Annotated in this window: 14 protein-coding genes; 11 read left to right on the top strand and 3 right to left on the bottom strand. The window is 55.3% G+C overall.

Features of this window, described 5'->3' with window-relative positions; all coding sequences use genetic code 11:
* The first annotated feature begins 30 nt into the window (after positions 1-30).
* The 5 genes from sucC (at position 31) to ACQUQU_RS05735 (ending at position 7288) form a co-directional block, all read left to right on the top strand.
* Complete coding sequence (sucC, locus tag ACQUQU_RS05715; RefSeq protein ID WP_430462288.1) at positions 31-1197, top strand: ADP-forming succinate--CoA ligase subunit beta; 1167 nt, start codon at positions 31-33, stop codon at positions 1195-1197.
* A gap of 9 nt (positions 1198-1206) precedes the next feature.
* The gene (gene sucD, locus ACQUQU_RS05720) at positions 1207-2079 is read left to right on the top strand and encodes a succinate--CoA ligase subunit alpha (RefSeq protein WP_430462289.1); all 873 of its coding nucleotides are present in this window, start codon (positions 1207-1209) and stop codon (positions 2077-2079) included.
* A 40-nt stretch (positions 2080-2119) separates the two neighbouring features.
* Positions 2120-2818 carry a hypothetical protein gene (locus ACQUQU_RS05725; RefSeq protein WP_430462291.1) on the top strand — a complete coding sequence of 233 codons (699 nt, stop codon included), beginning with the start codon at positions 2120-2122 and terminating at the stop codon, positions 2816-2818.
* Between the two features lie 73 nt (positions 2819-2891).
* Positions 2892-4781: a propionyl-CoA synthetase gene (locus ACQUQU_RS05730; protein WP_430462292.1), complete on the top strand. Its 1890-nt coding sequence runs from the start codon at positions 2892-2894 to the stop codon at positions 4779-4781.
* Between the two features lie 191 nt (positions 4782-4972).
* Positions 4973-7288 (top strand): putative bifunctional diguanylate cyclase/phosphodiesterase, encoded by a 2316-nt coding sequence (locus ACQUQU_RS05735; protein ID WP_430462293.1) that lies wholly within the window; start codon positions 4973-4975, stop codon positions 7286-7288.
* Here the strand turns inward: ACQUQU_RS05735 and ACQUQU_RS05740 are convergent.
* The 3 genes from ACQUQU_RS05740 to ACQUQU_RS05750 form a co-directional block, all read right to left on the bottom strand.
* Positions 7281-7745: a flavodoxin family protein gene (locus tag ACQUQU_RS05740; protein WP_430462294.1), complete on the bottom strand. Its 465-nt coding sequence runs from the start codon at positions 7743-7745 to the stop codon at positions 7281-7283. The genes ACQUQU_RS05735 and ACQUQU_RS05740 overlap by 8 nt on opposite strands.
* A gap of 97 nt (positions 7746-7842) precedes the next feature.
* A complete protein-coding gene (uspE, locus tag ACQUQU_RS05745) occupies positions 7843-8763 on the bottom strand; it encodes a universal stress protein UspE (protein WP_430462295.1) in 921 nt (306 codons plus the stop codon).
* Between the two features lie 85 nt (positions 8764-8848).
* Positions 8849-9724, bottom strand: coding sequence for a LysR family transcriptional regulator (locus ACQUQU_RS05750; RefSeq protein ID WP_430462296.1), 876 nt, complete (start codon positions 9722-9724; stop codon positions 8849-8851).
* Between the two features lie 109 nt (positions 9725-9833).
* Here ACQUQU_RS05750 and leuC point away from each other — a divergent pair, with 109 nt between their 5' ends.
* The 6 genes from leuC (at position 9834) to truA (ending at position 18466) form a co-directional block, all read left to right on the top strand.
* On the top strand, positions 9834-11252 hold the full coding sequence (gene leuC / locus ACQUQU_RS05755; protein WP_430462297.1) for a 3-isopropylmalate dehydratase large subunit: 1419 nt from the start codon (positions 9834-9836) through the stop codon (positions 11250-11252).
* A gap of 11 nt (positions 11253-11263) precedes the next feature.
* The gene (gene leuD, locus ACQUQU_RS05760) at positions 11264-11905 is read left to right on the top strand and encodes a 3-isopropylmalate dehydratase small subunit (RefSeq protein ID WP_430462298.1); all 642 of its coding nucleotides are present in this window, start codon (positions 11264-11266) and stop codon (positions 11903-11905) included.
* A gap of 72 nt (positions 11906-11977) precedes the next feature.
* Complete coding sequence (gene leuB, locus ACQUQU_RS05765; RefSeq protein ID WP_430462299.1) at positions 11978-13063, top strand: 3-isopropylmalate dehydrogenase; 1086 nt, start codon at positions 11978-11980, stop codon at positions 13061-13063.
* Positions 13064-13065: 2 nt separating this feature from the next.
* Entirely contained in the window at positions 13066-14184 is a 1119-nt protein-coding gene (asd, locus tag ACQUQU_RS05770) for an aspartate-semialdehyde dehydrogenase (RefSeq protein ID WP_430462300.1), read from the top strand.
* A 259-nt stretch (positions 14185-14443) separates the two neighbouring features.
* Positions 14444-17533, top strand: a complete 3090-nt coding sequence (locus ACQUQU_RS05775; RefSeq protein ID WP_430462301.1) for a FimV/HubP family polar landmark protein — start codon at positions 14444-14446, stop codon at positions 17531-17533.
* Between the two features lie 108 nt (positions 17534-17641).
* Positions 17642-18466, top strand: a complete 825-nt coding sequence (gene truA, locus ACQUQU_RS05780) for a tRNA pseudouridine(38-40) synthase TruA (protein ID WP_430462302.1) — start codon at positions 17642-17644, stop codon at positions 18464-18466.
* The last annotated feature ends 13 nt before the right edge of the window (positions 18467-18479 follow it).

The raw sequence follows: 18479 nt of genomic DNA on the forward strand, positions 1-18479 counted from the left end.
CCGACAATAACAAGAGACAGGACGAAAGCGATGAACCTTCACGAATATCAGGGTAAGCAGCTTTTTGCGCAGTATGGTCTGCCAGTTTCAAAAGGCGTGGCAGCCAAGACTGCAGAAGAAGCAGCAGCAGCAGCCGATACCATCGGCGGCGACCGTTGGGTAGTAAAAGCACAGGTGCATGCCGGTGGCCGTGGTAAAGCGGGCGGTGTGAAGCTGGTTTCTTCCAAAGAAGAAATCAAAGCCTTTGCTGAAAAGTGGCTGGGTAAAAATCTGGTGACCTACCAGACTGACGAAAAAGGTCAGCCGGTTAGCCGTATTCTGGTTGAAAGCTGCACCGACATCGCCAAAGAACTGTACCTGGGTGCAGTGGTTGACCGCTCTTCCCGTCGTATTGTCTTCATGGCGTCTACCGAAGGCGGCGTGGAAATTGAAAAAGTTGCGGAAGAAACCCCGGAAAAAATTCTGAAGGCCACTATTGATCCGCTGGTTGGCGCTATGCCGTTCCAGGCGCGTGAGCTGGCATTCAAACTGGGCCTGCAAGGCGACCAGATTAAGCAGTTCACCAATATCTTTCTGGGTCTGGCCAAGCTGTTCCAGGAAAAAGATCTGGCACTGCTGGAAATTAACCCGCTGGTGATCACAACAGAAGGCAACCTGCACTGTCTGGACGCCAAGATCGTGATCGACAGTAACGCCATGTACCGTCACAAAGACCTGCAGGCTATGCGTGACCCTTCTCAGGAAGATCCGCGTGAAGCGCATGCGGCTGAGTGGGAACTGAACTACGTGGCACTGGATGGCAACATCGGCTGCATGGTGAACGGTGCTGGTCTGGCCATGGGTACCATGGACATCGTGAAACTGCACGGTGGCAAGCCGGCCAACTTCCTCGACGTAGGTGGTGGTGCGACCAAAGAGCGTGTGGTTGAAGCGTTCAAGATCATTCTGTCTGATACTGCGGTGAAAGCCGTATTCATCAATATTTTCGGTGGTATCGTTCGTTGCGACATGATTGCCGAAGGTGTTATCGGCGCTGTGAAAGAAGTCGGCGTAAAAGTACCGGTGGTTGTTCGTCTGCAGGGCAACAACGCTGAGCTGGGCGCTAAGGTTCTTTCTGAAAGCGGCCTGAACATCATCGCTGATACCGATCTGACTGGCGCAGCCAAGCAAGTCGTCGCTGCAGCAGCTGGTAACTAAGGGGAAATCATGAGCATTTTAATCAACAAAGATACTAAAGTTATCTGTCAGGGTTTCACCGGTGCTCAGGGTACTTTCCACTCTGAACAGGCGATTGCATACGGCACCAAAATGGTTGGTGGTGTTACTCCGGGTAAAGGCGGCACTACTCATCTGGGTCTGCCGGTTTTCAACACCGTAAAAGACGCCGTTGAGGCGACAGGTGCTGAAGCCTCCGTTATCTACGTACCGGCTGCCTTCTGTAAGGATTCCATTCTGGAGGCTGCCAATGGTGGTATCAAACTGATCGTTTGTATCACGGAAGGTATTCCAACACTGGATATGCTGGATGCCAAAGTACGTTGTGATGAACTGGGCGTGCGGCTGATCGGACCTAACTGTCCGGGCGTGATCACTCCGGGACAGTGCAAAATCGGTATTATGCCAGGCCACATTCACCTGCCAGGTAAAGTCGGTATCGTATCCCGTTCCGGCACCCTGACGTATGAAGCGGTTAAGCAGACCACGGATTACGGTTTCGGCCAGTCCACCTGTGTGGGTATTGGTGGCGACCCGATTCCGGGTTCCAACTTCATCGATATCCTGAAGCTGTTCCAGGAAGACCCGGCAACTGAAGCCATCGTCATGATTGGTGAGATTGGTGGCAGCGCCGAAGAAGAAGCAGCGGCTTTCATCAAAGCCAACGTGACCAAGCCGGTTGTGTCATACATCGCCGGTGTCACTGCACCTGCCGGTAAGCGCATGGGCCATGCGGGCGCCATCATCTCCGGTGGTAAAGGTACTGCAGCTGAGAAGTTTGCAGCACTGGAAGACGCTGGTGTGAAAACTGTGAAGAGTCTGGCCGACATCGGTGCAGCTCTGAAAGAACTGACTGGCTGGTAATAGTCGTCGTTCAGAAAAACCCGCTGCGGCGGGTTTTTTTATGCCCGTAAAAAATGAATGGGCTGTGCTTTCAGGCTTCTCTGGCCCTGTTGCAGAAACTGTCAGTAAGCGACGATGGTGTTTTCTGACGGAATTCCGCATGCGTACCCTATCTATTTCTGGTCTGTTGGCGCTTTCTTTGCTGGCTGCGCTGGTTTGCACACTCGGTGATGCCATTCATGTACTCACCAGTACGCTCAGTTACCCAGATCCATTATGGATGGGGCAGGCGAGCTGGGTGTTTCCGCTGTTCTTCATGGCTTTTCTGGCGATGGCGTTGGGCGGCTGGTTGCTCATTCAGTCGCTGCCCGACGCCATCGTCGGCGAATACGGCCGTCAGGGTGGCAGCTGGCGCGGATTGATGGACCAGCTGCTGCTCTTCTTGCTCATTTATCTGCTCAGTGGCTTTGGTAATCACTCACCTGATTTATTGCTGACTATTTTCAGTGTGACTTTTTTCGTGCGTCTCGCATTGGCGCAGAACCGTATTTTTGTCTTATTGCTTGCGCTCTTACTGGCACCGGGCGGGATGGTTGCCGAGGGCTTTCTGCATGAGTTCGGCATGGTGTCTTACCGCGAACCTGAATGGTTCAATGTGCCATTGTGGCTAGGCGGGCTGTACGCACACGGTGCATTTGCCCTGCGTGACGGTATCCGCCTGCTGGTGTTCAGGCCTGCACCGGCCGAGACTTTGGTGTAATGACCCTTGGTCGAATAGTGCTCTGATCGGTAGTTCCCCTAATGTAGATACGGTATTTAACGGGGGAGCTTAAATGAGCTACGAACAAGAATATAAAGCGTCCATTGAACAGCCTGAATCGTTCTGGAAGAAGCAAGCCCAACGCATTCAGTGGTTCAGTGAACCATCCAGAATCCTCACGAAAGATGCTAACGGCATTGACCGCTGGTACGCCGACGGCGAACTGAACACTGCGTATCTCGCATTGGATTATCACGTACTGAACGGTCGTGGTGACCAGCTGGCGCTGATTTATGATTCACCGGTTACCGGTTCCAAGCGCACATACACTTACCGCCAGCTGACGGAAGCGGTTGCCCTGACAGCGGGTATGCTCAAGGCTCAGGGCGTCGGGCAGGGGGATCGCGTCATCATCTATATGCCGATGATTCCCGAAGCCGCAATCGCCATGCTGGCCTGTGCCCGTCTGGGTGCGGTTCATTCGGTGGTGTTCGGCGGTTTTGCGCCGAATGAACTGGCTGTTCGCATTGATGACGCTCATCCGAAAGTGATTATGTCGGCGTCCTGCGGCATCGAAATTGACCGCGTTATTGAATACAAGCCGATTCTCGACAAGGCCATTGAAATGGCCGAGCACAAAGTCGGCTGTTGCCTGATTTATCAGCGTGACATGCGCCGCTGCGATCTCACCGGCGGCCGTGACCTCGACTGGGACAGCGCCCTGAAAGCGGCACAGCCAGCCGATTGTGCGACCGTAAAAGCCACGGATCCGCTCTACGTTCTTTACACCTCAGGCACCACCGGCAAGCCGAAAGGCGTGGTGCGCGATAACGGTGGTCATGCCGTGGCGATGCGCTACAGCATGGATGTGGTGTACGACATGAAACCCGGTGACGTGTTCTGGGCCGCGTCCGACGTGGGTTGGGTGGTCGGACACTCCTACATTGTTTACGCGCCGCTGATTACCGGTTGCACCACGGTGTTTTATGAAGGCAAACCGGTACGCACGCCGGATGCCGGCGCCTTCTGGCGTGTTTGTGCCGAGTACGAAGTTAAGGGCCTGTTTGCCGCGCCGACCGCCTTCCGTGCGATCCGCAAAGAAGACCCTGAATGTCTGCAGGCAAAAAAATACGACCTCAGCAAACTCAAGACGATTTTTATGGCGGGTGAGCGTCTGGACCCACCCACGTACGACTGGGTGGTCGAGCACATTCAGCGTCCGGTGGTGGACCACTGGTGGCAGACCGAAACCGGTTGGGCCATTGCCGGTAATCATATGGGACTGGATCCGGTTGCGGTAAAAGCGGGCTCAGTTACCCGTCCATCGCCTGGCTTTAATGTGCAGATTCTGAATTCCAAAGGCCAGCCGGTGGCGCGCAATGAGCAGGGCAGTATTGCCATTAAATTGCCGTTGCCACCGGGCTGTCTGCCCACCATCTGGGGCAATCACGAGCGCTTTGTGGCCGGTTATTTAGGTACCTATAAGGGTTACTACATCACGGGCGACGGCGGTTATCTGGACGACGAAAATTACCTGTTCGTTCTGGGCCGTACCGACGACATCATCAACGTGGCCGGTCACCGTCTGTCGACCGGTGAAATGGAAGAAGTTGTTGCCGGGCATTCGGCGGTGGCCGAGTGTGCGGTGATTGGTCGTCACAGCGACCTGAAAGGGGAAGAACCACTCGGTCTGGTGCTGCTGAAAGACGGCGTCGATATTGACGAAGAAACCCTGCGGCAGGAACTGATTCAGCGCGTACGCGATCAGATCGGTGCTGTGGCCAGCTTCCGTGAAGCCGTCATTGTTAAGCGCCTGCCGAAAACCCGTTCCGGCAAAATTCTGCGTAAGGTGTTACGCAATATTGCCAATAACGAGGAATACCAGACGCCATCGACCATTGATGATCCGGCGTGTCTGGGAGAGATTGAGCAGATCCTGACCTCGCACGGCATTCGTCGTTAATCACGATTTCACCCGCCAATCTGACTGCGTCAGGCCCGGTGTAGCCGTTGCGCTACACCGGGCAATCCTTCCTTACAAAGCAGTGACAATGGTTTCTGACGGTAACCATTTCTCCGTATCACTCTGTAACCCTTGCTGTTAACCTCCGCGGTTGAAAATCAACCCTATTTGCTAACCATTCCGCGAGTATCATGCAGGACGTCCGTTCGACATTTTTTGCCCGAATTCCCCATCTGAGTCAGGGGCGCGTCCTGCTGTTGGCCTTGCTGTCACTGGCCGTATTACTGGCCTTATTTGTGTGGCAGACATGGAGCAATACCCGCACATCGGTTGATCTCGAGTTGTCGCACATTAACGGTGTGGTCACTCAGAATTCCCTCGCGTTGCAGCGCAAACGCTACGAAAGCCTGAAAGCTGTTGGCCAGAAATTGCTGGCGTATTCTGAGGATGAGCGCCATGAAAAAGGGCGTCAGTTCATGAATGCGGTGGTTGACATTTCCACCGGTCTGGTGGGTATGAGTTTCCTGACGGCCGATCTCAAACAGGATATGTTTGCTGCGGGTTCTGGTGCGATGCTGAACGCGCACCCGGATGTCACACGCTTCCAGGATCCGATCGAACGGGCCATTGCCCGCAATAATATGGTCAGTGCTGCTCCCGTGTGGGACAGCCGCAGCGGTGAGTGGTTGCTGCCGTTATTTGTGCCACTGATCGATGAGCGCAGCAATGCCTTGCAGGGCGTAGTCGCAGCCTGGATTCGTCTCCAGGAACGGGTAGAGGGCTGGCAGAATCTCGACCTTGGGCAGGATACATCCATTGCTGTGATCGGAGACGATGGCGTACCACGTTATTTATCCCCAGATTTCAGTGCGTTTGCCAACCCTGCCGGGCGGGCGCTGTTCACCGCCCTGAAAGAGGGTGTGGATGCCAGTGGCCGGCCGGAAGGCTGGCTGGATGGCGATTTCGTTACCCAGGATGCCGAACCGGTGCGTTTTCGTGTGCACTTTGCGGTGATCGGACCGGGTATGACCAGCCTGGTGATGCGACCGTATTCCCAGTACCACAGAGCACTGATGGTGCGTGTACAGCCGGCGGTATGGCTGTTCGTTGTGCTGTCACTGATTACGATCATTGTTCATCTGGTGGTGTCGGCCCAGCAGCACAGATACCGCAAACGTCTGGCGTTCGAAACGCATCACGACCCGCTGACGGGGCTGCTTAACCGTTCCTATTTATTGCAACGCATGAATCACTCGATGGCGTATGGTCCTGCCGAACCGATGACGCTGGTGCTGATTAATCTGGATCATTTCAACCGGGTGAATGATCAGCACGGCCATGCGGTGGGTGACGCTGTTTTGCAGCAAGTGCCGTTGCGCCTGCAGTCGGTACTGGCCGCCAATGATTTAATGGCTCGGCACAGTGGCGATGAATTTATGCTGGTACTGCGCGACGCTGACAGCATCCGTGGCGAAGACATGCTGGTGATGGCGATGCAGGCCGCCCTGCAGGAACCTTTTGAAATCGGCAGTCGTACCATCCGCCTGAATGCGTCCATTGGCGTTGCCCACTTTCCGCAGGATGGCAGTTCAGCCGAGGATTTACTGGGTAAAGCTGACGCCGCATTGCACAAAGCCAAAGCCGAAGGCCGCGGAAAAATACTCAGTTATTGCTCGTCCATTGCGCAGGCCATGCAGCGCGAAAAACTGCTCGAAAATCAGCTGGCCGGATGTTGTCTGCGCAACGAAATCCGTGTGCATTATCAACCGCAGGTGAATTGCCGCACTGGGGAGCTGACCGGTGCCGAAGCTCTGGTGCGCTGGAATAACCCTCTGTTAGGCAACGTCAGCCCGTCGGAATTTATTCCATTGGCTGAAAAAATGGGTCTGATCGCCGACATTGACCGCCATGTCATGCGCGAAGCCTGCGGATTTATTCAGCGGTTGTCGGAGCTGTGCCAGAAGCCGCTGCGGATTTCGGTGAATTTATCGGCAGCGCATTTACTGAATTCGGGGCTACTCGACGACATCCGTCAGCTGATCCGTCAGTTTGCGCTGGAGCCCAAACAGCTGGTGCTGGAAATTACTGAAACGGCCATGCTCAATGATTTTGAGCGAGCGGCGCAGCAGGTGCATCAGTTGCGGGCGTTAGGCGTTGGTATTTCCGTTGACGATTTCGGCACCGGTTATTCCTCACTCGCGTACATTCATCGTCTGCCAGTGACGGAAATTAAAATAGACCGATCTTTTGTCGATCAGATTACGTCAGACCTGCACGACCGGGCATTAACCAGTGCGATTATTGCCATGGGTAAGCGTCTGCATCTGGAGGTAGTTGCTGAAGGGGTGGAAGAAGAAAGTCAGTGGAAAATTCTGTCGGATCAGCATTGCGATACCATTCAGGGTTATCACGTGGCGCGACCGATGACCGGTGAAAATTTCATTCGCTATGCGCTGTCGGATGCACGTGGCGAGGCCGAGCTGCAGGCGGTGGCGTCGCTTATATAATGCCGCTGTCGAGGGCGGCAGCCATCGCCATGGCCAGTGTTGCGCTGGCTTCTGTGTATTCATCCTGCCATTCGCCGCGCAATATCAGCGGCTCCTGAACCCAGCGCCAGCGCAGTCCGCTGGTAATGCTTTCCAATGCCCGCCGGGTGCCTGTGCCGTCGTGTCCGGCGCGGATAATCGCTGCCACGGCTTTGCCTTGAGTCACCTCCAGACACGGATAATAAATCCGGTCGAACACGTCCTTCATGGCGCCGCTCATATACCCCAGATTTTCGGGTGTCAGCAGCAACAAGGCATCCGCCTGCTGAATGGCCTTTGCATCGGTTTCACTGCAACTCTTAACCAGCAACTGGGTTTGCTCGCAGCCGCAGGCGTCCACCGCACGCTGGCAGGCCAATATCAGTGCCTGAGTGTTGGGTGAAGGGGCGTGGGCGATCAGCAGTAGGGTTTTTGGCATGATGACGAAGGCTTGCTGCAGAAATGGATCGGGTGCTTCAAACGTTTAAGAATGACATAAAAAACGCGGCCAGAGCCGCGTTTTTTATGTGCTGCACTTAATCGGCGTCGGGCAGAACGCCATCCGACGGTTTCAGCACGATAATGTCGCAGCTCAGTTTGTCGACCAGCGCTTCGGCGGTGTTGCCAATTAATACGCCGGCGATGCCTTCGCGGCCGACGGTACCCATCACCACCACATCCGCTTCGATTTCTTTGCTGATGCTGGCAATCACAGTGTCGGCGTCGCCTTCGCCAATGTGGATATGGTCGTCCTGAATGCTGAATTTCCGCGCCCAGGCCGCACAGGCTTCGTCGTGCTGTTCGGTAATGTATTTCTGAATGTCATCCGGTGCGGTGACTTCCGGCACCATGGCAAACGCCACTGACACCAGCGGGTACGAGTTGGCCAGATGCAGGTCGGTTTCGAAATGGTCGGCCAGATGTTCGGCGAACGACAGAATATTATCGTTGATTAACTGGTGGCCTTTGTCGCTGGAGGTGGCATCAATGGCGGCCAGTACACGGTTGTGTTTCCAGGCGGCAGCGGATTTCACCAGCATCACCGGCGCCGGGCAGTGGCGCATCAGATTCCAGTCCGTGTGGGTGAAAATACGGTCGAGAATACCGTGCGGGCGGGTGCCTTTGATCACCAGATCAAAATCTTTCTGACGCATGGATTCCATGACGGCATCGTGCAGGTGTTTCTGCCAGTGCACTTCCGTACTGATGCGCACATCGCCGCCTTCCGGCACAAAACTGTTCAGCCATTGCTCACCCTTGCTGATCAATGCGCCTTTTACGCGCTGGCGGGTCTCGGCATCCAGTGACGAATTGTCTTCACAATACGCCTCGTAGGTGGCGGTCAGCAGGGTGAGGTCAGCGTTCAGGGAGCTGGCCAGCCACAGGGCGCGGTCGAGGGCGATCTGCTCCGGATGGCTGCTGTCGAGTACAACGAGGATGTGATTGATGTCGAGCATGATGAATCTCCCTGAATGCCTGCACTGAGAATTACCCTAACACTAACCCCGGTGCGTGACGAACGGCTTGTTCTGGATCAACGCCTCAGGATTCCTGAAACAATATTTCGCGGAAGGCCCGCGCGGCGTTGCTCAGCGTGCGCTGGCGCAGGTGAATCAGGCCCAGTTGACGTGTAACCGCGCTGGCCGGCCAGTGCAGCCGCACCAGCTGCTCGTCGAGCATGCTGGCCGGAAGCAGGCTCCAGCCCATGCCGACGGACACCATCATTTTGATGGTTTCCAGATAATTGGTGGGCATGGGGGCGTTCAGGCGCAGGCCGGCCTGATGAAAGACACGCTCAACCAGATGAAAAGTAATGGTGTCCTGCTCGGGCAGAATGGCCGGCGCGGCGGCCAGATCGCTGAGGCTTAGTTCATCAAGCGACGCCAGCGGGTGCTCCGGTGCACAGACGCAGATCATGTCATCCTGCCACAGTGGGTGAATTTCAATGGTGTCGGGCGGTGGGGTGTCGCCGTCGAGTGTGGTCAGCGCCAGCTCCACCTGGCGCTGTTCCACCGCCTGATACGCACGCTCCGAACCCATAAAACTCAGGTTGAGCTGGGCATTGGGGTAGCGTGCGGTAAATTCGCGCAGTACCGGTGGCAGGCGGTGCAGACCAATGTGGTGGCTGGTGGCCAGCGACAAAACACCACTGACGTGGCCGTCGAGATTCATCAGCTGCAGTTCAGTGTCGGCCACCAGATCGAGAATCTGGCGCGCCTTGGGCAGCAGCGCCATGCCGGCTTCGGTCAGGCTGATGGTGCGGTTGTGGCGGTCGAACAGACTGGTGCTGAGCTGACTTTCCAGCAACTGCACGCGCTTGCTGACTGCCGACTGGGTCAGAAACAGTTGTTCGGCGGCCAGTGAAAACGACTGCTGGTCGGCAACAGCCAGAAAGGCCTTCAGTGCCTGAGTATCCATTGCATTCCTTTTTGGAATTTAATTCAGAAAAAATATGAATTTGAGTTGTTTAGCAGAAGGCGTATCCTGATGCAATACCAACAACCGTACCTGATGAGAGGACATCCCGATGGCTGGGAAAACCCTGTACGACAAATTGTGGGATCAGCACGTTGTTAAACAGCGTGATGACGGCACCGCTCTGATTTATATCGACCGCCAGTTACTGCACGAAGTAACGTCACCACAGGCGTTTGAAGGTCTGCGTATCGCTGGCCGCAAACCGTGGCGTCTGGATGCCAATCTGGCAACGCCGGACCACAACGTATCGACCGACAAAAGCGAGCGTGAAGCGGGCATCGACGGTATCAAAGACCCGGTATCCCGTATTCAGGTAAAAACCCTGGACGAAAACTGCGATGATTTCGGCATTACCGAATTCAAAATGGCTGACAAGCGTCAGGGCATTGTGCACGTGGTCGGACCAGAGCAGGGCGCCACTCTGCCGGGTATGACCGTGGTGTGCGGTGACTCCCATACCGCCACACACGGTGCTTTTGCGGCACTGGCGCACGGTATCGGTACCTCTGAGGTGGAGCACGTGATGGCCACTCAGTGTCTGATTCAGCGCAAGATGAAAAATCTGCTGATCCGAGTTGACGGTACGCTTGGCAAAGGCATTACCGGTAAAGACGTGGTGCTGCACATCATTGGTGTGATCGGTACCGCCGGTGGTAACGGCACAGCCATGGAATTCGGTGGTTCTGCTATCCGCTCGCTGAGCATGGAAGCCCGTATGACCATGTGTAACATGGCCATCGAAGCCGGTGCCCGTGTGGGTCTGGTGGCGTTCGATGAGAAAACTGCTGAATACGTGAAAGGCCGCCCGTACGCCCCGAAAGGCGCGCACTGGGAACTGGCGCTGGAGGCGTGGAAAGATCTGGTCTCAGACGCCGATGCCAGGTTCGATAAGATCGTCGAAATCCGCGCCGAAGACATCAAGCCACAGGTCACCTGGGGTACGTCTCCGGAAATGGTCACCACAGTGGATGGCACTGTGCCGACACTGGACGATGCCAAAGACGATGTGGAGCGTTCTGCGTTTACGCGTGCGTATCAGTACATGGGTCTGCAAGCCGGTCAGCCAATGACCAGCATTCAGCTGGACCGCGTATTTATTGGTTCCTGCACCAACTCCCGTATCGAAGACCTGCGTGCTGCCGCAGAAGTGGCCAAAGGCCGCAAAGTAGCGGGCACCATTAAGCAGGCGCTGGTGGTTCCGGGTTCTGGTCTGGTGAAAGAGCAGGCGGAAAAAGAAGGTCTGGATAAGATTTTCCTTGAAGCTGGTTTCGAATGGCGTGAGCCGGGTTGCTCCATGTGTCTGGCGATGAATGCCGACAAACTGGGTAACGGCGAGCATTGCGCGTCCACCTCCAACCGTAACTTCGAAGGCCGTCAGGGCTACGGTGGCCGTACGCATCTGGTCAGCCCGGCGATGGCAGCGGCTGCGGCCATTGCTGGTCACTTCGTTGACGTGCGTGAATTTTAAGAGGGCAGAGCATGAAAGCATTTACCGTACACACCGGTATCGTGGCTCCGATGGATCGCCCGAATATCGATACCGATATGATCATTCCGAAGCAGTTCCTGAAGTCGATCAAACGTTCAGGTTTCGGCCCGAACCTGTTCGATGAACTGCGTTATCTGGACGAAGGTCAGCCGGACGCCGATAACTCCGGCCGTCCGCTGAACCCGGATTTCGTCCTGAACAAAGCACGCTATCAGGGCGCTTCTGTGCTGCTGGCGCGCGAAAACTTCGGTTGCGGCTCCAGTCGTGAACACGCGCCTTGGGCACTGGAAGACTTCGGTTTCCGCGCCATTATCGCGCCAAGCTACGCCGACATTTTCTTCAACAACAGCTTTAAGAACGGCCTGCTGCCGATCGTGCTGGATGAGAAAATCGTTGACGATCTGTTCAAAGCGGTAGAAACCAACGAAGGCTACCAGCTGACCGTGGATCTGGCCGCTCAGGTAGTGCGTACGCCGGATGGCCAGGAATACGGTTTTGAAATCGACGCTTTCCGTAAGCACTGTCTGCTGAATGGTCTCGACGACATCGGCCTGACACTGCAGGACGCCGATCAGATCAAGGCCTACGAAGAGAAGCGTCGCCAGCAGGCGCCGTGGTTGTTCTCAGCCTGAATTCGCTGATTTAACCAGGCCGGGCATTGCCCGGCTTTGTTGCATAAAGATTCTGACGATAGAGATTAAGTAATGAGCAAAAAAATTCTGGTTCTGCCGGGCGATGGTATTGGCCCGGAAATCGTTGCCGAAGCCGTTAAGGTTCTGGATGTCGTAAACAGCAAATTCAGTCTGGGTCTGGAGCTGGAGCACGCGCTGGTGGGCGGTGCTGCTTATGACGAGTTCGGCACGCCGCTGCCTGACGTAACTATGGAAAAAGCCCGCGCTGCCGATGCCATTCTGCTGGGTGCTGTGGGTGGTCCTAAGTGGGATGCGCTGCCGGATCGCGAGCTGCGTCCGGAAAAAGGTCTGCTGGGTCTGCGTTCCGGTCTGGAACTGTTCGGCAACCTGCGTCCGGCCATTCTGTACCCGCAACTGGCCGATGCGTCTTCCCTGAAGCCTGAAGTGGTTTCAGGTCTGGATATCCTGATCGTGCGTGAACTGACCGGCGGTATTTACTTCGGTAAGCCGCGTGGCATCCGCGTGCTGGAAAACGGCGAGCGCGAAGGCTACAACACCTACGTGTATAACGAGACCGAGATCAAACGCATTGCGCGTGTGGCCTTCGACTCGGCTATGAAACGTAACAAGAAGCTGTGCTCTGTCGACAAGGCCAACGTGCTGGAAGTGACTGTGCTGTGGCGTGAAGTGGTGAACGAAGTCGCGAAAGAATACCCGGAAGTGGAAGTTTCCCACATGTACGTCGACAACGCCGCCATGCAGCTGGTACGTGCACCTAAGCAGTTCGACGTGATGGTTACCGGCAACATGTTCGGTGATATTCTGTCCGATGCCGCCGCCATGCTGACCGGCTCCATCGGTATGCTGCCGTCTGCGTCTCTGGATAAGAACAACAAGGGTATGTACGAACCTTGTCACGGTTCTGCCCCAGACATCGCAGGTCAGGGTATCGCCAACCCGCTGGCGACCATCCTGTCGGCTGCCATGATGCTGCGTTATTCACTGGCAGAAACGGCGGCTGCTGACGCAATTGAAGCGGCGGTAAGCAAAGTGCTGGACAAAGGTCTGCGTACTGGCGACATCTTCTCAGCCGGTATGACCAAAGTCAGTACCAAAGAAATGGGTGAGGCGGTTGTGGCCGCCCTGCAAGAGGTTTGATTATGTCTGTGCAAAAAGTAGGTCTGGTAGGCTGGCGTGGCATGGTGGGTTCCGTGCTGATGCAGCGTATGGAAGAAGAACGTGACTTCGACCTGATTCAGCCTGTGTTCTTCACCACTTCCCAGAAAGGCAAGTCAGCCCCTCAGTTTGGTGGCAAGGATTGTGGTCTGCTGGAAGATGCGTTTGATATCGACACCCTGAAAGCACTGGACATTATCATTACCTGTCAGGGTGGTGATTACACCAAAGACGTGTATCCGAAGCTGCGTGAAGCGGGCTGGAACGGTTACTGGATCGATGCCGCGTCTTCGCTGCGTATGGCTGACGACGCCATCATCATTCTTGATCCGGTCAACCTGAACGTGATCAAAGACGGTATCAGCAACGGCGTTAAAACCTACGTTGGCGGTAATTGCACCGTGAGTCTGATGCTGCTGGCGATTGGTGGTCTGTTTGAGAAAGGCCTGGTGGAGTGGGTTGCCCCTCAGACCTATCAGGCGGCTTCTGGTGCCGGTGCGCAGAACATGCGTGAACTGATTGGCCAAATGGGTGCGGTGCATGCCAACGTCAAGGATAAGCTGGAAAATCCGGCCTCTGCGATTCTGGATATCGACCGTCAGGTGGCTGAATTCATCCGCAGCGATGCGATGCCAACCGAGCAGTTCGGCGTGCCGCTGGCCGGCAGTCTGATTCCTTACATTGATTCGCAGCTGGCCTCTGGTCAGAGCCGTGAAGAGTGGAAGGCGCAGGTAGAAGCTAACAAAATCATGGGTTCCAGCGACAAGCAGATCCCGATCGATGGTCTGTGTGTTCGTGTGGGCGCCATGCGCTGCCATAGTCAGGCCTTGACCATCAAGCTGACCAAAGACCTGCCTCTGGCCGAGATTGAAGCCATCATTGCCGGTCACAACGACTGGGTGAAAGTCATTCCGAATGAGCGTGATGCCAGCATGAAGGAACTGACCCCGGCGAAGGTTACCGGCACCCTGAACATCCCGGTTGGCCGTATCCGCAAACTGAACATGGGACCTGAGTATATTTCAGCGTTTACCGTGGGCGATCAGCTGCTGTGGGGGGCTGCAGAGCCTCTGCGCCGCATGCTGCGCATCCTGCTGGATTAAGCCTGATCGAGCAATAAACGGGGCGTAAGGCCCCGTTTTTTCATTTATTTTCTCTAAAGTGTGACCTAACTCTTTCTTTCGTATCGTAATTATATTGGTCCTCAGGGCCAAAAGATTGCGCAAACCCTTTTTATATTTGATACTTACGACTGCTTATGAATGGAATCTATAAGTAAGCTGGGTTAGGAATATCTCGTCACATCGGTTACCGATAGTAAATTGAGGCGAAGAATCGCCGGATGACAACAAGGAAGCACCAATGAAGCGCCTACTTGCGAATACCCTGATGATGGTCGGAGGAATGACCGCCTCAACACAGTTACTGGCGTTGGGACTCGGGGAGCTTGAGCTGAAGTCGGCTCTCAATCAGCCGCTCAAAGCGGAGATTGAGCTTGTCGAAACTCAGGGTCTGACGCAGTGGGAGATCAAGCCGACGCTCGCGTCCGAGGCTGATTTCGAACGCGCTGGTGTTGATCGTCTGTTTTTCCTGACCAAAATCTCATTCAAGGTGGACGGGGATAAAATTATCCTGTCGTCCCGCGAGCCTGTTAACGAACCTTTCCTGAACTTCCTGATTGAACTGAACTGGCCGTCTGGTCGTGTACTGCGTGAATACACCGTACTGCTTGATCCGCCAACGTTTCAGGAACAGAGCATTCAGCCGCTGGTAGCGACACCGTACGCGGCCGGTCAGCAGGAAACCGTTATTCAGACGCCAGCGGCACCGGTTGCGGTGAATCGCTGGGAATCAGAGCCGGCAGCGCCTGGCACTTACAAGGTTCAACCGAACGACACGCTGTGGGCCATTGCTCTGGCTACCCGTCCGGACCGTTCTGTGTCTCCGCAACAGATGATGGTGGCGATTCAGGAAGCCAATCCTCAAGCTTTCATTGGCGGCAATATTAACCGTCTGAAAACCCATCAGGTGTTGGATATCCCGGACGCCCAGTCGATCCGTGATGTTTCTTTCCGCACTGCTGTCACAGAAGTGGATCGTCAGAATCGTGAGCTCGCAGGCGCCGCTCAGATCGACGCTACCGGCCGCGCCGGTAAATCGGCCGTATCGGCAGAATCCCGTGAGGGTGGTGAAGTTCGTCTTCTGGCGGCTAAATCCGGTGAGGCTGAATCGGCCGGTGTCAGTGGCGATGTGTCCGCGGCACTCGGATCAGAACGCCAGCAGGCGCTTGAGAACGATCTGGCGATTGCGCTGGAAAACGTCGACAAAAGCCGTCGTGAAAATCAGGAGCTGCGTCAGCGTTTGGAGTCTCTGGAAGAGCAGCTCAACACACTGCAAAAACTGATTTCTCTGAAAGACGACCAGCTGGCCAGTATTCAGGTGAACGCTTCTGAAGCGCAGAAAGCCGAACAGGCGGCTGCCGTAGTCGCAACTCAGCCGGCTGTGTCTGCCGAACCGGCAGCAAATGTCGTTGCAGAGACGGCTGTGGCTGAAGCCCCTGTGACTGAGCCGGTTGCACCGGCCGAAGGCCAGGTGGATTTCAATTATTCGGCTGAGCAGTCTTCACAGACCGAAGGTGCTGCTGAAACGGCTCCGGCGGAGCCTGCAGTAACCGACGATGCTGCCGCCGCTAAGGCTGCTGAAGAAGCCGCCGCGCGTCGTGCACGTATTGCAGCCATGCTCGCCGCAGAAGAAGAAGCTAACCGTCCCAAGCCGGGACTGGTTGATGACCTGATTGCCAATCCTCAGATCCCACTTGCCGGGCTGGGTATTCTGGCGCTTATCGGTGTGCTTGTTGCCCGTGTCCTGAAAAAACGCAAAGAAGCCAGAGCAGAAGAAGCTGCTCTGGCGGAAGATGAGCTGGCGTTCAACGATCAGGATATGGATGCCGGTAACCTCGATGATTTCGATTTTGGCGATGACGTGCTGGACACCGATGATGCCGATCAGCATCTGGACGACGTTGATGTGCCAGAGGCCGAAGAGCATCCTGAGCACTTTGAAACGGTTGCTCAGACCGAAGACGTTATCAGTGAATCTGATATCTATATTGCCTACGGTAAGTTCGAACAGGCGGTGGATCTGCTGAAAGATGCGATCGCCAAAGAGCCAAGCCGCTCCGATCTGCGTCTCAAGTTGCTCGAAGTGTACGTTGAGATGGATGAGGCGGAACTGTTTGCCAACGAAGAGGCTGCTCTGCAGTCGATTGGCGACCGAGCAGCATCCCAGCAGGCTGAACAGATGCGTAATCGTCTGTCTTCGCCGATCGCTCCGGTTGCTGCAGCCGCGGGTGCTGCCTCAGCGGTAGCGGGTCTGTCGCTGGATGATGATATTCCGTCGCTGGATGATGATCTGGGTGGCGAGTTTGCAGATGGTCTGGATTTCGGCGATGCGCTGGATATGTCGGAAGATCTGGATGGCGATTCAGGTTTGAGCGATTCCGGACTTGAACTGGGTGACGAGCTGGATCTGAATCATGACGATGCTGGTCTCGAAGAAGTTCCGACTCTGGATCTGGATGATGGTCTTGACCATGGACTGGATTTTGATCTGTCCTCGGATGCGCCGGTTGTGGCGGATGAGCCAGAACTGAAGTCTGCCCGTGACGAAGAGGCGGGTCTGGATTTCGATCTTTCCGATTTCGCTGCTGAAGCTGACGAGCCTGTGGTGGCTGAAGAAGTCGCTGAGGTGTCTCTGGATGATGCACTGGAATTTGATCTGAGCAGCTTTGAAGAAGAATCTGCTGAGGATGAAATGTCTGCGGTTGTCGCTGAAGACGCTGCCGACGAGATGTCTCTGGATTTCGATCTTGCAGCAGACGTATCTGAAGGCGATGAGCTGGGTGATCTGCTGGACGGTAAAACCGAAGCGTCGGACGAGATGCCGGATCTGTCTTTCGATATGGAAGAGACCGGTTTTGCTGACGCGGGTGACGATGATCTGAAGGATCTCGAAAGCGAGCTGAGCGCGATGTCCTCTGTGGGTGCCGGTTCTGCCGATGATTCGCTGGACTTCTCCGAAGATATGTCAGAACTGGACGCGGAGCTCGCTGGCGTAGATGCAGATGATCTGGCCGCTGATGACACGCTGGTGCTTGATGAGCTTGCAGATGCCGATATTCCTCAGATGGATGAGCGCATCGAACCTTCAATTGCCGACGATCTGGACGTCAGCATTGAAGGCGATATCGACCTCGACGAACTGGCGGCAGCAGATGACGAGTTTGATTTCCTCGCTGGTACCGACGAATGTGCGACCAAGCTGGATCTGGCCCGTGCATACATCGACATGGAAGACTTCGACGGCGCTAAAGAGCTGCTGCAGGAAGTGGTGCAGGAAGGTTCTGATCAACAGAAAACCGATGCCCGCGAACTGATGAACTCCTTGTCCTGAGTTCAGTCTGGCTGCTCACACAGCCGGTGAATATCACCTTCAGGCCAGACACTCGTGTCTGGCCTGATTGTTTCAGCCCTCTGTAAAATTTGAATGACCGGAAATCTGATGACAGACGTTCAGCGTTATGCAGCCATCGTGGAATACAACGGTGCTTGTTTCCATGGCTGGCAGAAGCAAAAACACCATAACGAGCCGACCGTACAGGCGGCACTGGAAAAAGCACTGTCGATGGTGGCTAACCATCCGGTGGACATAGTCTGCGCCGGGCGCACCGATGCCGGTGTGCATGGCACCCGTCAGGTTATTCATTTTGATACCACGGCCAAGCGTCCGGAATACAACTGGTTGATGGGCGTGAATACCAATCTGCCGGACGGTGTTGCCCTGCAATGGCTGGGGCCGGTGAGCGGTGAGTTTCATGCGCGCTTCAAAGCTCAGGCGCGCCGTTACCGTTACATCATCAACAATATGCCGTTCAAGCAGGCGCTGCAGCATGACCAGATGACCTGGTGGCGTTATCCGCTGGATGCAGAAAAAATGCACGAAGCGGCGCAGGCATTGATTGGTCAGCATGATTTCAGTGCCTTCCGTGCCAAAGACTGTCAGGCAAAATCCCCGGTCAAAACCATGCACCACATTCAGGTGAAGCGCTGGGGTAATATTGTCATGCTGGAGCTGGAAGCCAGCGCCTTCCTGTATCACATGGTGCGCAATATTGTTGGTGTGCTGTTGCCCATTGGCGAAGGCCATAAGCCGGTGGAGTGGATGTCCGAGGTGCTGGCCACACGCGACCGTAAACAGGCTGGTATTACCGCGCCGGGTGAAGGACTGTATTTTGTCGGCGTTAAATACCCGGAAGAATTCAGCACCATTCCATGTCAGCCGTATGGTCCTGCGCTGCTGGAGCCAGTTCTGTCAGCAAACGGCTGAAGCGTTACGCATC

The sequence above is a fragment of the Thalassolituus sp. LLYu03 genome, assembly GCF_050507655.1.
In the GTDB taxonomy this organism is placed as follows: Bacteria; Pseudomonadota; Gammaproteobacteria; order Pseudomonadales; family Oceanobacteraceae; genus Venatoribacter.

Coding starts and splice junctions, on each gene's coding strand:
- sucC (WP_430462288.1), top strand. CDS start 31: ATGAACCTTCACGAATATCAGGGTAAGCAGCTTTTTGCGCAGTATGGT.
- sucD (WP_430462289.1), top strand. CDS start 1,207: ATGAGCATTTTAATCAACAAAGATACTAAAGTTATCTGTCAGGGTTTC.
- ACQUQU_RS05725 (WP_430462291.1), top strand. CDS start 2,120: ATGCCCGTAAAAAATGAATGGGCTGTGCTTTCAGGCTTCTCTGGCCCT.
- ACQUQU_RS05730 (WP_430462292.1), top strand. CDS start 2,892: ATGAGCTACGAACAAGAATATAAAGCGTCCATTGAACAGCCTGAATCG.
- ACQUQU_RS05735 (WP_430462293.1), top strand. CDS start 4,973: ATGCAGGACGTCCGTTCGACATTTTTTGCCCGAATTCCCCATCTGAGT.
- ACQUQU_RS05740 (WP_430462294.1), bottom strand. CDS start 7,745: ATGCCAAAAACCCTACTGCTGATCGCCCACGCCCCTTCACCCAACACT.
- uspE (WP_430462295.1), bottom strand. CDS start 8,763: ATGCTCGACATCAATCACATCCTCGTTGTACTCGACAGCAGCCATCCG.
- ACQUQU_RS05750 (WP_430462296.1), bottom strand. CDS start 9,724: ATGGATACTCAGGCACTGAAGGCCTTTCTGGCTGTTGCCGACCAGCAG.
- leuC (WP_430462297.1), top strand. CDS start 9,834: ATGGCTGGGAAAACCCTGTACGACAAATTGTGGGATCAGCACGTTGTT.
- leuD (WP_430462298.1), top strand. CDS start 11,264: ATGAAAGCATTTACCGTACACACCGGTATCGTGGCTCCGATGGATCGC.
- leuB (WP_430462299.1), top strand. CDS start 11,978: ATGAGCAAAAAAATTCTGGTTCTGCCGGGCGATGGTATTGGCCCGGAA.
- asd (WP_430462300.1), top strand. CDS start 13,066: ATGTCTGTGCAAAAAGTAGGTCTGGTAGGCTGGCGTGGCATGGTGGGT.
- ACQUQU_RS05775 (WP_430462301.1), top strand. CDS start 14,444: ATGAAGCGCCTACTTGCGAATACCCTGATGATGGTCGGAGGAATGACC.
- truA (WP_430462302.1), top strand. CDS start 17,642: ATGACAGACGTTCAGCGTTATGCAGCCATCGTGGAATACAACGGTGCT.